Source organism: Bacillus sp. EB106-04-04-XG123 (genome assembly GCF_058791855.1).
In genome coordinates, this window is the sequence record NZ_JBYTDZ010000002.1 from 908352 (window position 1) to 921778 (window position 13427).

A 13427-nucleotide genomic window follows, 5' to 3' on the forward strand; every position below is an offset into this window, starting at 1 on the left:
CCTTTTTATATTTTTATTGTTCCTACTTTTTTTCTAATACTACTATACTTTCCCTTAAAGATTCTGCTAAGTAAGGGTATTTCTGAAGCTGTTGTCCTGATGTTTTGGCTTTTCTACAAATGATAATCTCTTTAACATTAAAACCAACTTGTTCACCTAAATATGCTAAAAATAAGTCTGTTGGGACAATTTTCCCTAGATATGAGCTTTGGTCGACTACTATGCAACATTTATGACCAGATTCTAATACCTTGCCGCACTTTTCGAGCACCTTCCCCATATCGTGAAAGTATCCCCTTATCATTTGGGGTACTTTTCTAGTTCTACTGTCTTTTTTTCCAGTATAAGTTTCTTTTAAAGGAATTGCTTCTTCAATTTCAATAGCCATTAAATCAATAATCTCGTCTACTTCAATAGGATCTTTGGCCGCTGAAACAAATGACCTGATTGCTAGTCTTCGTAAGTCACTTAAACCTTTTACACCTAAACGTGGAATAAAGTCACCCATTCGAAGTTCCATCTTATAAGATTCAAAGTAATCAAATGAATTAGCGTATGGTGGCGAAAATACGATCAATCCTGGCTTTTTATTGATTTCTTCTGAGAACTCATGTACGTATTTATCTAACTGTGTTGCAGATCCAAAGTAACCCTTTCCTATATTACAAAATGAAGATTCGCTGATATCTGCCATAAGTAACTTCATTTTATCATAGTAAAAATCAATAACTGAAGTTACTTTAGAAAGCGATTTTTTCAACCCATTTCCATCCCTTTTACGGTCTGAACTGTCCTCAATTATTGATAAGAAACCAGAGAAGAAAAGTTCTTTCACACTAGGTTTAGATATATTATTAACAAATTCTTTTATTGCTAGAAGTGCTCTAAAGTTATCTTCCCTAAAATATTGCTGTATATCCTCGTAATCAATTATTTCTGTCTGATCAAGATCAATAGAAGGAATTTCCTCAATCAATAACTTTACTTCTTCAATATCTGCTTTTGAATAGCTATTCGTCTTTGCGTTTGTTACTGCAACAGACATCGGATTGACATCAATCCCCATACTATCCAAATTATTAACTGCAGCCTCTACTAAGGTAGTACCAGCACCACAGAAAGGGTCAACTATAAATTCTTTTTTTGTATCAATTGTGAACCTAGTAATCATCTCCCTTACTAATGTATGTGAATAGCCTTCTCTATACTTAAACCAACCATGTAAAGGAATAGAATTGTTTTGGGAAAAGTTAACTAACTGATTAAAAAATATGACTTCATCTTTTATAATGTATTTCTCTTCAAGATATTTTATAAAGTTACTTAACCTCTCACTATTATAAATTGTGTTCTCATTTAAAACTTTAACTAATGACGTCATTATTTCTTTTCCTCTCTTAAGCACCACTTATTTTCTTCAAAAATCAGTTCCGCTTTAAGAATTCTATCTATAATATCATTAGACTGCTCTTCAATTTGAGCAAACCAACTATCGTTTGCATTAATATCAATTACAATTAAATCTGATAGGACACTGATTAAGTCATAAAACAGTTCTTGGTAGAGTTGCGCTGTAGTATAACTGTATTTCTTCCTAAATAACTCTTTAATTTTGGAGGATATGGTTGTTTTTATATACTCCATTGGCTCGCTATTTCGTAAAGATTCATTAATTTCATGCTCACCTTTTACAAATGAGTAAATAAAGTCTCCATGAACATTACCTGAATATTTTAGATGAGAAGTGTTTTTATAAGACTGCACAAAATCTTGGAATATAACTCCATTTTTTGCTATAATAAAGCCTGCTCGAATAGTTGCTTTTAGCATAGCTATCCACACTTTTAAGTTTTTATTATTAAAAGTAAAGACTAAATATCCATCATCTTTTAAAACCCTATTACATTCATGAAAAACTTGATACAGAACCTCTTCATAATGATGAACATCTTTGAAACCATTTAAAACTTTTTTTCGATTCATAACAGCTTCTTCTCTATTAAAGATAAAGTCATCTAACTGCTTATAAGCTTTAAGCCAAACATTCCAATATGAACTCAATTCACCGTATTGAACATTGCTACCATATGGCGGGTCTGTAATTACTGCAGATATACTTCTATCAGGAATAGGCAAATTAGAAGAACTTTGATTTAAAATCATATATGAACTACCATCATCTTCTATTAGCTCCTTAAAGTTTTGAGCTAAAGTTGGTTTATCTTTCATTTTATCTACTGTGAAATCTAAGCCCTTCACTACAGCACTCATTCTACGTTCAAGTGCTTTTATAACATTTGCTTCGATGTACTGGTTAGGCAACCAATAAGCATGTTTGTCCATTGAAGTAGGATTACCATTTTCCCAATTTTCAGTGACTCTAGACATATTATTTGTATATCTCAAAGAAGAACTAAAAGCAAAATATAGACAGTCTAATAAATCCTTAGATACACTACTCCTTAAAGAAAGAATATCATTGTATATTAGAACGTTTACTATAAAATTCCTTTCAGTAAATAAATCGCTGAATTTACTTACTCCTTTTTCGAACAGTTTATCTTCATGAGTTCTATCCCAATCATTAGGTATATCCCCATCTGGTTTAACTAATTGTGAAGTTAAGTAACAGGAGTAGTCTTTTTTAAGTATATTTCCAATTTCCCGATCAGTAAGTACATGTACAAAAGTATTTGAGTTTTCTTTATTACTAACTTTTAATCTAATTGGAGTGCTCGAAAGAGGTTTACATTCAGTTCTTTTAACTCCTATTTTAGTACCCTTATTAGTTGAGCAATCTTTATTCGGACAGTTATAAAAGCCATTCTTATACTTTCCATCTTCCTTCATAACTTTATTTTCTTCTCTTAAAACAATTGAGCTGCTACAAATTGGACAAGAAACAACATATGCCCATTCAACCCACTGAATATCATAAGTTGAATCTTCTAATTCAAATTCATAGAAATGGTTATATTTTTCTTTAGCTTTAGTTAGAAATTGCTCAAAAAGTTTTTTTAAGTCGTCTATAGGCACATATTTAACTTGCATTTCTGTAATAAAGGTTGCTAACGGATTAAGGTCAACTCCAATAACCTTTCTACTTAAAGCCAAGCTTTCAAATACAGTTACTCCTCCACCACAAAATACATCAAGAACGACATCACCTTCTGATGTATAATGCTGAATTAAGTTTTGAAAAACATTATATGGTCTTCTTGCGAAGTACTTATGCATTTTATATGGTGCTGTATGCGAGCTTGCTTTTACTGATTTTGATATTGGTTCAATCAAAAGTAACACCTCATTCAAATATAGAACGTACATTCCTTTAATACTTAATTATAACACACGCTCTACTAAGCTTTCTATACTCTATAGCAACTCTTAAAAGACTTCATCCATAAATAAAACCAAATGGGTTCTTCATTAACAAAGTTCCATCTGGTTTTATTTAAATTATTATCTTTTAACCCTCTGTTTTACTTCTTCCATTTTATCATAAAAATCTTTTTCTATATCACGTTCAAAAAAGTTTGCTAATTTACACAAGTAAGCAACACAATCAGAGATTTCTTTACCTAAGTCATCAGAAATCTTGCCCTTTGCATACTTAAAAGCTTCAATTTCAGCTAAACCTTCAATTTTTTTCTCATTTGTAGTAGTAAAAAGCTCCCTTAGAAGCTCAGCTATTTCAGCTACTTCAGTAGAAAGTAACATATGATTCATTAGTAGGGATTCTTTACTTCTATCATAATTATCTTCCTTTATATGATAATCGAGTTCCTTTTGATATTTTTTGGTAAATTCCTGTAATTCTCTCACTATCAATACTCCTTTATGTATTTCTATAACATTATTAAACATCAGGAATAGTTTCCATCATAACTTGCCTTCTAAACCTTTCTAATTATATCAGAATGAAGATTTACATTTTGGCTAATTATTTTTGTGAATATGATTATAAACATATCATAAATAGATATTCCTCTTTGTCTGCTCGCTTTAAGGATTTTAGTTATGAAGCAACGAGTGCCATTAAGCATCTTAAGTTGCCTTTGATATACATATCAGATATAAATTTTATAAACCTCATTTACTTATGGTACGGCTCCCCCCGCACAATCCGAAACGCCCGATAAATCTGCTCCACCAGCACCAGCCTCATCAACTGATGCGGAAACGTCATCCTCGAAAACGACAATTTCTCATTCGCACGCTGCATCACAGCATCGCTTAAGCCAAGGGATCCGCCTATGACGAAACATACTTTGCTTTTTCCGTATGTTGCCAGCTTATCTATTGTATCGGCTAATTCTTCGGAACTTTTCATTTTTCCTTCGATGGCGAGGGTGATGACATGGGCGTCTGGGTTGATTTTGCTTAGGATGCGTTCGCCTTCTTTGTCTTTGATGATTTTCATGTCTTGATCGCTGAGATTCTCGGGTGCTTTTTCGTCCGCGAGCTCAATGATTTCGAATTTCGCATAGGCTTGTAATCGTTTTGTGTATTCGGCTATGCCTTGCTTTAAATATTTCTCTTTTAATTTTCCTACTGTGATAATTGATATATTCACAGGTCATCCCCACCTTAAGAACAAGTTATTCATATAAGTTATCAACAATTGTGGATAAAATTTGTGTATTTTGTGTCCGATCATTCGTTCCCCACTATATATATTGCAGGTTCATCGCACAATTCACAGGTTGTGGATAAACTGTGTGTATGTTCGATTTTTCTGAATTCTGGCGGCGTTTCGTGATCATCTATGTACATGTCTAATACGGTTTCTATGTGTTCTGCACAAGCATAAAGTGATTTGTTCATAAGTTTCTAATTCCTCCAATATGTTGTTTCGTTATTCACAAGTGTTTCGCTCATTGTTCAATATAACCGATTTATTCACATGTTAATAGTCTTTTACCATTTTCCACACCTTTTATCCACAAACCAAACAAAAAAGCCTCCACTCCTGTGAAGGCTTCTTTCTATAAAAACGGATTATAAAATCTCGTTCCTCTAACAAATGTAATCACTAACGAAACAATCAGTACCACACCAACAAATATGAACGCCACATAATCTGCTTTTTGAAAGTCTTTTGTCGTAAACCATGTACGCTTTTTATGCTTTCCAAACCCGCGCAGCTCCATCGCATTGCTGATCGTTTCAATCCGCTCCAAGCTGGAGAAAATCAGCGGCATCACAATCGACAGCGCATTTTTAATGCGTTTTCCAAGTTTCTCATTCTTCGATAAATCAATCCCTCTTGCTTGCTGAGAAATCGCGATCGTGCGAAAATCCCGCTGAATATCTGGAATATAGCGCAAGGCAATCGCTACCGCATAGGAAATCCGGTAGCTGACCCCAATTCTGCTGAGCGATGAGGCGAATTCACTTGGATTTGTTGTCACAATAAATAAAAGCGCTGCTGGCATCACGGTCACGTATTTTAGCGTAATGTTCAACTGATAGAAAAGCTGTTCAAGTGTGACGTTGTACCAGCCGGCAATATGAAACAGCTCATGCTTTGCTCCGTAGATGGCGACACCTTGCTGAGGCGCAAAGATGTAAATGGCGATGTTATTAATCACTAGGAAAATCGCCAGGACGATCACCACGAAGGAAATATCACGAAATCGCACGTTTGATAGCTGAAAGAACACGATACTAGCAACTAGCATAAACACTAAAACGCCTGTATCATACGTGAGCATCGCTGCGGATGACCAGAGGATAAAGCAAATGAGTTTGGTGGCACCTGTCAGCCGGTGAATCGGCGACGGGCGATCGATATAGGACAGCATGTCTACAGCCATGTCATTCGTTCCTTTCTGTCAACCTCAATGAAGCGATCCACGAGTTCATTTGGATTCGGCCAATCAGCTTTCAGCGCCAGTTCATACAGCGAAGTTTCCTTTAAGCTCGCCTTTTGGACAAGCAGCTGATCTGTCAGTACTTTGGCTGGTGTATCATCTGCGATTTTTTCTCCATCTGAAATGACAATGGTTCTTGTTGTGTATTCTAGCATTAAGTGCATATCATGGGTGATCATGAAAATCGTGACACCCTGCTGATTTAATTGTTCTAAAAACGTCATCATCTCTGTGTAATGTTTAAAGTCCTGTCCTGCGGTTGGTTCATCTAGGATGAGGATTTCTGGCTCTAATACAAGAATTGACGCAATGGTGACGCGTTTTTTCTGTCCAAAGCTGAGCGCTGAAACCGGCCAGTTCCGAAATGGATACAGCCCACACACTTTCAGGACCCGCTCCACCCGTTCTTTGATCTCTTCTTCCTTTACGCCTCTTAAAACGAGACCGAGTGCGACTTCATCAAAAATCATTTGTTTTGAAATCATTTGATTGGGGTTTTGCATGACGACGCCGATTCGTTCGGAGCGCTGTTTGATCGTATCTCCTGTGATGTCATCACCATTTAAAAGAATTGAGCCTTTCGTTGGCTTTTCAAACGCACAGAGCACCTTAGATAATGTTGTCTTGCCTGCTCCATTGGCTCCTGCGATGCTGATCATTTCTCCTTTTTTGACCGTAAAAGAGATGTTGCTCAGCGTGTTTGGTCTTGTTGGATAATCAAAACTCAGCTCACGCACTTCTAGTAAATCCTGTGCTGCAATCTGCTCTACTGATGGTTCAGACGCTTCCATCCACTTCTCAATTTTCTCTTTTGCCTCATCGTCTAAGATGAGACGCTGTAAATCAGCGATTTGATCTCCAGGCGCGACCGGAATGCCTGCATATTTCATCGCCTTTACATATAAAGGCTCACGTAAATACGCCGCTTCTAGAACATTTGAGGCGAGCAATTCATCTGGTGTCATATCCGCTACAATCGTTCCTTCATTGACAACGATGATGCGATCCACATGACGGAAGAGGACGTCCTCTAATCGGTGCTCAACCATCACAATGGTTTTTTTCGTTTGTTTTTGCAGCCGGTCAATGAGGTCGATGACTTCTTTACCTGTTGCGGGATCAAGGCTTGCAAGTGGTTCATCAAACAGCAAAATGTCGACATCGTTGACCAGTACGCCCGCAATGGCGACACGTTGTTTTTGTCCACCTGACAGCTCATGCACGGACGATGCCAGCTTGCCGTCTACCTCTGTTAATCTTGCCGCTTCCTCGACACGTGTTTTCATTTCTTCACGTGCGACTTGATCATTTTCAAGTGTAAATGCGATATCTTCTCCAACGGTCAGCCCGATAAATTGTCCATCAGGGTCCTGAAGCACCGTTCCGACAAGCTGGGAGAGGGTGAAAATGTTCTCTTTCTCTGCATTTTTCCCGCCGATGTGAAGACTTCCTTCCATAGAACCTTTATAAGACGCAGGAACTAGCCCATTGATACAATGGGCTAGTGTGCTTTTTCCCGATCCAGACGGGCCTGCGATGAGAACTTTTTCTCCTTCATAGATGGTCAGGTTGATATCCTTTAATGTTGGTTCTGCCTGACTGCGATACTTGAATCCGAAATGTTCGAATTGAATCATCGGTTTCTTCATTTATGTGTTCCACCTTGCTTCATGATGTTTCTTTCGATAGACTGCCGCTTTTGCTTCTCGTTTTTGCATAGGCTGCAATGATGATGGTTCCTAATACACCAACTGTGATGATGTTTGAAATCCCTGCCACGATGCCTTGAACAAATACTTTGTTCGCAGGTTCTGCATAGATCACAATGTCGAGCACAGGAGCAATGATAAACCAGCCTAATGCTTGTGCGCCTGCTTGTACGGCGTTGAAGAGCGTGATTTTCTTCCAGCCGAAGTCTCCCTCTTCTACTTTTAAACGGTTAGAAATGAAGCCGATCAATAAACCAACCACACCCGAAACAATAATCCAGCTCCACCAAGGGCCAAATGTGGTCGCATCTTTAATGAGATGGCCAATAAAACCAATCAGTGCGCCTGCAACAGGACCAAATAGCACGGCCATTAATGCAAGGAATGCGTATGAGGTTTCAATTTGTGTATTCGGAATTCCAGTTGGAATGGAGACAAATCGTCCTAAAATCACAAAGACGGCTGCGCCAATTCCAATAGCAACGACAGTTTTCGTTGAAAGTTGTTTTCCTGCCATGATGTATCCTCCTCTTATTCGTATATAATGCGCGGAGCTTTGCGAATCGAAAGGCGCCAGCCTGTGCCTGTACCGATGTTATAAGCCTTTGCAAATGACCCTTGATTGATCGCCACGCCTAAATGGTCTAGTGAATTGACATATACGAGTGGTTCGCCTACCTTTAAGTCGGCAAAAGATCGTCCATAGGTCATGATATTTTTATACACATTTTTTGGCCCGTTGGCAATGGTAACTTCTATTGCATCCCCATAATTAATTGAAAGCTGTTCAAATAGCGTGTGATGAATGTTTGTCCATAGGTTTCCAAATCTCACATCTAAAATATCAATCGTCCCTGTGATCACATCTTCTTCCGCATATGCCTGTACGACTGGAAGATGGATAATATCATCAATATTCGCCTTTGGCCCAACCTCTTCAAAAGAAATGACACCTGATGCAATTCTTGCCCCTGTATAAGCGTAAATATCTCTCCCATGGAATGTATGTGATTTTCCCGACTTTGGCAGCCGGTTAATGGTTTCATCTAAATAACGGGCTTCCACAATGCCAATATCCTGCGCGACGTGCGTGAGTGTCCCGTTATCTGGGGTAATGATATAGTGTGAGCTTGTCGTTTTGACAACAAGACTTTTTCTCTCTGACCCAACACCTGGGTCAACGACGGAAACGAATACCGTCTCTTCCGGCCAGTATGTGACGGTTTGAAGCAGACGATAAGAAGCTTCCCAAATGTCATACTGCGGAATATTGTGTGTTAAATCAAAAATGCGGATGCGGATGCTGACCGTATTTGCGACTCCGTACATTGCACTGACAGCTCCATCATCAATGCCGAAATCTGATTGTAAAACCAATGCATGTTCACTCATGTCAATCTCCCTTTCATTTGAAAAAATGGATGTGGTGTTTCACGTGGAACATTTGAACAATTGTATGAAAAAAAGTGGACAATAAAAAATACCCCATCCTTATCTTTGAATCATAAGGACGAGGTATTTGTCTCGTGGTACCACCTTTATTTACTGTTTGCTCGCGCTAAACAGCCTCTACAAGTACAAAGCTCCAATCTGGCTCATATACTGTGGTTTTGATAACGAGTACCAACTCTCGTCGTCACCTACTAATATCATAGATATGTTCAGCACGAGGCTCAGAGACCATTTTTCGAATCATTATTTTTGCTTCTTTTCAGCTACCGAAGCTCTCTGTGGAAAAATTGATGATTGTACTTTCTCTCGTCATTGCCTGTATAATTATCTTGAATTAAAGCTATCATACATGATGTTTTTTCATAAATCAAGATATTTTTCTGAACATTTTTAAAAATGAGTCAACTGGTGCTGGAAGAGTCTTCTTTTTATGAAATTTAAACAAATGTTAAAGAGCAAGATATGGTGTCTTTCTATTCTAGGGGTATAATAAAGGTGAAGGGAGGTACAGCGTGTGTGGACCATCTGTATGAATGAGTTTAAGCAGCTCTTCAAAAGCACAAAATCTATTTTAACAATTGTTATTATTTTCATTTTATCTACTTTTGTTTCAAGTCTTCCGTTTATCGCTGCTCATCAGGAACAATGGGAACTGGCAAAGGATCCTTATTCTATTGGGAATGAACTGGTGATTTCTTTATTTGGTTTTTTCCTTATTTTTTTGTTGTCTCATGATATTTTAAGCCGCGAAATTCATTTGAAAACCATTCGTTTTCTCGTCAGTAAAACAACCCGTTTGAACATCATCATCGGGAAATATCTTGGACTGATGCTGTTTTGGCTTAGCTGTATTATGACGACATATGTACTGAATATGGTGATCTCACACCGTTTTCTGTTCTCTGATGCGTTAAAAATCTTAACCTTTATCAGTGTCGGTATCTCATGTGCTTTATTTTTGTCCATGCTCTTTCCAACACCGCAGAAATCAATGTTTGTCGGCATGTTATTTTCCTTTCTTTTCCCAATCGTCAGTATGATTTCTGTTCTTTCTTCTGAACGAATGATTCATTGGTTCCAATATATGACGCCTTATTATTATGCGCGCTGGAGTGAACCGCTGACCTACGTCCTAATGAACACGGCATTGACCGTTATCTTACTCATTGGAACTGCACTGCTGTTTCAAAGGAGGGATGTGTAGATGCTTCATACAAAAGGGCTCACAAAAAAATATCGTACAAAAGTCGCAATAAATGATATTAATCTTGATGTCAATCAAGGCGATATCTTCGGACTCATTGGACCAAAGGGATCTGGTAAGACGACGTTTTTCAATATTATTACCGGAATCTCCCGCCCTACCTCTGGTACGTTTACAGTGATGAATAAGCCTTCGCTAAAAAAAGTGAGGCAGCATATCGGTGTTCTACCTGAATATACGGATTTATATGAAGGTCTCACGGCTCTTGAGCATATTGCCTATTTATCAAAAATCACCGGAACACGCCAGAAAACGAGTGATTATGAAGAACTGCTCGAATTTGTCGGCTTACATCATGATCATCAGGAGAAGGTAAGTGCCTTCACACCTGGTATGAAAAAGCGGCTTGGAATGGCGCAGGCCATTGCCCATCAGCCGGAATTTATTTTACTCGACGAGCCTTTTGCCGATATTGATGCAGATTCGATTTTCCACATTCAGCGGGTCATTGAAGCATTAAAGGATGAAGGAAAAACCGTCTTTTTAACAGCTGACCGCCCAAGGTTCACCAATAGTATTTGTACCAAAACTGCATTCATTTCTGAAGGAAAATTAGTGTCCCCACATACTCATCCTCAAGAGAAAACCATCACATCCTCAAACATACGTGCAACCTTCAAGCATGCATGGATTGATGATGAGGTGAAACCTGTTCTCACGCAGTACCTACAAACTGTCGGAACAGATCTTGTGATCAGTGATGACGAGACCTCATTGTTAATTCGTTCAGAAGCTCAAGTTCCAGCGATCATTCGCGCTTTCGTGAAGTGTAAAGTCGATTTGTACAGAGTCACGGCTCAGGATGCCATGATGTCCTCATAAAAAAGTACCGTACGCTTTCTGCACGGTACTTCTTCTTTTTTTATGGCTCTGGTAAACTTTAGTGTCGATCATTAATGAAATTAAGAGGGAACCAGCCCATATTTAGTAAAACTCGGATACATTTTTACAATGTTCCTCTAATTCAACTATTGTAATTAACTGTGTTTTTGGATATTGGCTTGTGTTATCTGCGGAATACGTTAAATGAACTAATGCGAATTTTTTTAGTTCACTTATCCAATAAACTATATCATCGTTATCTTCCCTTTTTGCAACTGCGACAGCCTTTTTTCCGTAGAGAATGTGATTTGGATGAACTTCTTTCTTTAATTCTGCATTAAAAAACTCCGACATACTATCATTAATTATCCACCAAGGTTCATCCATAAATTTTTCAAGAACACTTATCATATCATGAATCACTTCCCTAAAATACCGTTTCCGATCCTTATACTTTCCGAACCGAACAACGTGTTCCGATGAACAATGAGGGCTCTCGAATCCGTCCTTGAGTGGTATTAGGAATTCAAAAAGCTCTTTTTTATAAAGGTTTACTCATATAGATCCCAGTTTCTTCAAATCCTGTTTTTTCGTACAGCGAACGGGCGATTTGATTGTGAGCAAAGACATGGAGCGAGAGTTTTTGCACACCTAATGACTTTGCCTCCTCTTCTAATGCAGCAATAGCCTGCTTTGCAAAGCCTTTTCCTCGATAAGCTTCAAACAAAATAAAGTTATAAATAAATCCTTCGTGCTGCGGGTGATTCGGGTCATAGCAAAGCCAAACCCAGCCAATCGCTTCATCTCCGTTTAAGAAATTCCACAGCTCATGATGCTCTGTCTGAAGTCCTTCTGGAAGGAGTCTGTCAAATTGTTCTTCTGCGTTCGCAAGTGATTCTTCCTTTTCCCATGTCCCTGCGAGTACCTTTTCTTCCGCGTACCGCTGAATGGCCTTCTTTATCAATACATCGTAATCGGTTTGTGACATCCGTTGTAGTGTAACCAATCGTACAACCCCCTTTTCTTCATCATATGTCAGTCATGCCAAAAAAACCAGTCCCTTACTGGAACTGGTTAGCTGCCATATCGGTCGGTTTGAGAAAGTTTAATCTCTGCTGATTTTTTCTTCCCGCTTCGGTAAAATTGCATTCTTACCTTGTCGCCGACCTTCTTTTGATATAAGTATTTACGAAGATCTACGATATTCTGTACACTTTTGCCATCAAAGGAGGTCACGACATCCAGCTCTTTTAGTCCTGCTTTTCCTGCTGGAGATAAAGGCTCAACACTCATGACAACAACCCCAGATGTGACCTTGGATGGCAGCTTCAATGTTTCCTGCCAGTGGTAACTCGCAATATCCGCTAATGATTTCATGCCGACGCCAAGATACGGACGCTTCACCTCTCCATAGCGCTCTAAATCCTCTATGACAGGGATAACCAAATTCGCTGGAATAGATAGCCCGATTCCTTCTACCTCTGATTCAGCAATCTTCATTGAGTTGATGCCGATCACTTTTCCGTCCATATTGATCAAGGCACCACCGCTGTTTCCAGGATTGATGGCGGCGTCTGTTTGCAGTACTTCTGCATTCCAATCCGTTTGTCCGTCTCCATTTGAGTCGACAGGGATCGCTCGCTCCGTGCCCGAAATGACCCCTTGTGTGACAGAGCCTGCGAATTCAAGCCCTAATGGATTTCCAATGGCGATGACTGGCTCACCCGGCTTCACATGATCTGAGTTACCGAAGGCTGCCGTTTTCTTGATTTTATCACTTTTGACAGTGAGAACCGCTAAATCCATGAGCTGATCACTGCCGACAAGATTGGCACCAATTCTTGTCCCATCATGAAGGCTCACTTCAAGCTGGTTGGCGCCTTTGATGACGTGATGGTTTGTGACAATATAAAACGTGTCACCCTTTTTTTTATAGATCACACCTGACCCGCTGCCTGCTTCTCCGCCTTCCTCCCAAAAGCTCGACTTTTGAATATTAATGACGCCGACTACCGTATCTGACATATTAGACACCACTTTCGTGACAGCATCATTGACGTTTACATTCACAGTTTTTAAAGGGCCCTGAGATGTTTGTCCATCACCGTTTTGCTGCCATCCAAAGGGACTGCCGCTCTGTCCAGATACATAGGGGAAAAAGAATCCCATTAAAAAAGCTCCTACCAATACACCGATCAAACCAGAAAGAAAATATCCTTTTCTGCTTCGTCTCGGCTTCCACTCTACATCGCGATAATCCACTATGTTTCCTTCCTTTCAGTGAATAGATGATGTATATAGTGT

The 13427-nt window shown here is 38.9% G+C and carries 14 protein-coding genes and 1 other annotated feature; of the genes, 2 read left to right on the forward strand and 12 right to left on the reverse strand.

The genetic code is table 11. From position 1 onward, the window contains the following. Positions 1–22: 22 nt before the first annotated feature. The 9 genes from AC3WTB_RS09980 to AC3WTB_RS10020 all read right to left on the reverse strand — a co-directional run bounded on the left by AC3WTB_RS09980 (position 23) and on the right by AC3WTB_RS10020 (position 8977). Entirely contained in the window at positions 23–1381 is a 1359-nt protein-coding gene (locus AC3WTB_RS09980; RefSeq protein WP_277722562.1) for a TRM11 family methyltransferase, read from the reverse strand. Further along, the gene (locus AC3WTB_RS09985) at positions 1381–3294 is read right to left on the reverse strand and encodes a DNA methyltransferase (protein WP_277722561.1); all 1914 of its coding nucleotides are present in this window, start codon (positions 3292–3294) and stop codon (positions 1381–1383) included. Before AC3WTB_RS09985 ends, AC3WTB_RS09980 begins: the two co-directional genes overlap by 1 nt. A gap of 168 nt (positions 3295–3462) precedes the next feature. Next, entirely contained in the window at positions 3463–3825 is a 363-nt protein-coding gene (locus AC3WTB_RS09990; protein ID WP_277722560.1) for a hypothetical protein, read from the reverse strand. 271 nt (positions 3826–4096) lie between these two features. Then, on the reverse strand, positions 4097–4576 hold the full coding sequence (rlmH, locus tag AC3WTB_RS09995) for a 23S rRNA (pseudouridine(1915)-N(3))-methyltransferase RlmH (protein ID WP_492333674.1): 480 nt from the start codon (positions 4574–4576) through the stop codon (positions 4097–4099). 80 nt (positions 4577–4656) lie between these two features. Continuing rightward, entirely contained in the window at positions 4657–4827 is a 171-nt protein-coding gene (locus AC3WTB_RS10000) for a CxxH/CxxC protein (RefSeq protein ID WP_008360116.1), read from the reverse strand. Between the two features lie 161 nt (positions 4828–4988). After that, positions 4989–5819, reverse strand: a complete 831-nt coding sequence (locus tag AC3WTB_RS10005) for an energy-coupling factor transporter transmembrane component T family protein (protein ID WP_039182811.1) — start codon at positions 5817–5819, stop codon at positions 4989–4991. Further along, the gene (locus AC3WTB_RS10010; protein ID WP_260775077.1) at positions 5810–7525 is read right to left on the reverse strand and encodes an ABC transporter ATP-binding protein; all 1716 of its coding nucleotides are present in this window, start codon (positions 7523–7525) and stop codon (positions 5810–5812) included. Before AC3WTB_RS10010 ends, AC3WTB_RS10005 begins: the two co-directional genes overlap by 10 nt. A gap of 19 nt (positions 7526–7544) precedes the next feature. Beyond that, positions 7545–8102, reverse strand: coding sequence for an ECF-type riboflavin transporter substrate-binding protein (locus AC3WTB_RS10015; protein WP_024424020.1), 558 nt, complete (start codon positions 8100–8102; stop codon positions 7545–7547). A gap of 14 nt (positions 8103–8116) precedes the next feature. Beyond that, positions 8117–8977: an SAM hydrolase/SAM-dependent halogenase family protein gene (locus tag AC3WTB_RS10020; RefSeq protein ID WP_260775078.1), complete on the reverse strand. Its 861-nt coding sequence runs from the start codon at positions 8975–8977 to the stop codon at positions 8117–8119. Positions 8978–9088: 111 nt separating this feature from the next. Further along, positions 9089–9359: a binding site (T-box leader), on the reverse strand. A 192-nt stretch (positions 9360–9551) separates the two neighbouring features. Between AC3WTB_RS10020 and AC3WTB_RS10025 the strand changes: the two genes are divergently transcribed. After that, positions 9552–10241 carry an ABC transporter permease subunit gene (locus tag AC3WTB_RS10025; RefSeq protein ID WP_039182821.1) on the forward strand — a complete coding sequence of 230 codons (690 nt, stop codon included), beginning with the start codon at positions 9552–9554 and terminating at the stop codon, positions 10239–10241. After that, positions 10242–11123: an ABC transporter ATP-binding protein gene (locus AC3WTB_RS10030; protein WP_251180855.1), complete on the forward strand. Its 882-nt coding sequence runs from the start codon at positions 10242–10244 to the stop codon at positions 11121–11123. 102 nt (positions 11124–11225) lie between these two features. On the opposite strand, the gene AC3WTB_RS10035 is transcribed toward AC3WTB_RS10030, so the two are convergent. The 3 genes from AC3WTB_RS10035 to AC3WTB_RS10045 all read right to left on the reverse strand — a co-directional run bounded on the left by AC3WTB_RS10035 (position 11226) and on the right by AC3WTB_RS10045 (position 13388). Then, positions 11226–11534, reverse strand: a complete 309-nt coding sequence (locus AC3WTB_RS10035; protein ID WP_059375747.1) for a hypothetical protein — start codon at positions 11532–11534, stop codon at positions 11226–11228. 130 nt (positions 11535–11664) lie between these two features. Continuing rightward, positions 11665–12129, reverse strand: a complete 465-nt coding sequence (locus tag AC3WTB_RS10040) for a GNAT family N-acetyltransferase (RefSeq protein ID WP_058838359.1) — start codon at positions 12127–12129, stop codon at positions 11665–11667. Positions 12130–12197: 68 nt separating this feature from the next. Further along, positions 12198–13388, reverse strand: a complete 1191-nt coding sequence (locus tag AC3WTB_RS10045; RefSeq protein ID WP_369880193.1) for a S1C family serine protease — start codon at positions 13386–13388, stop codon at positions 12198–12200. Positions 13389–13427: the final 39 nt, after the last annotated feature.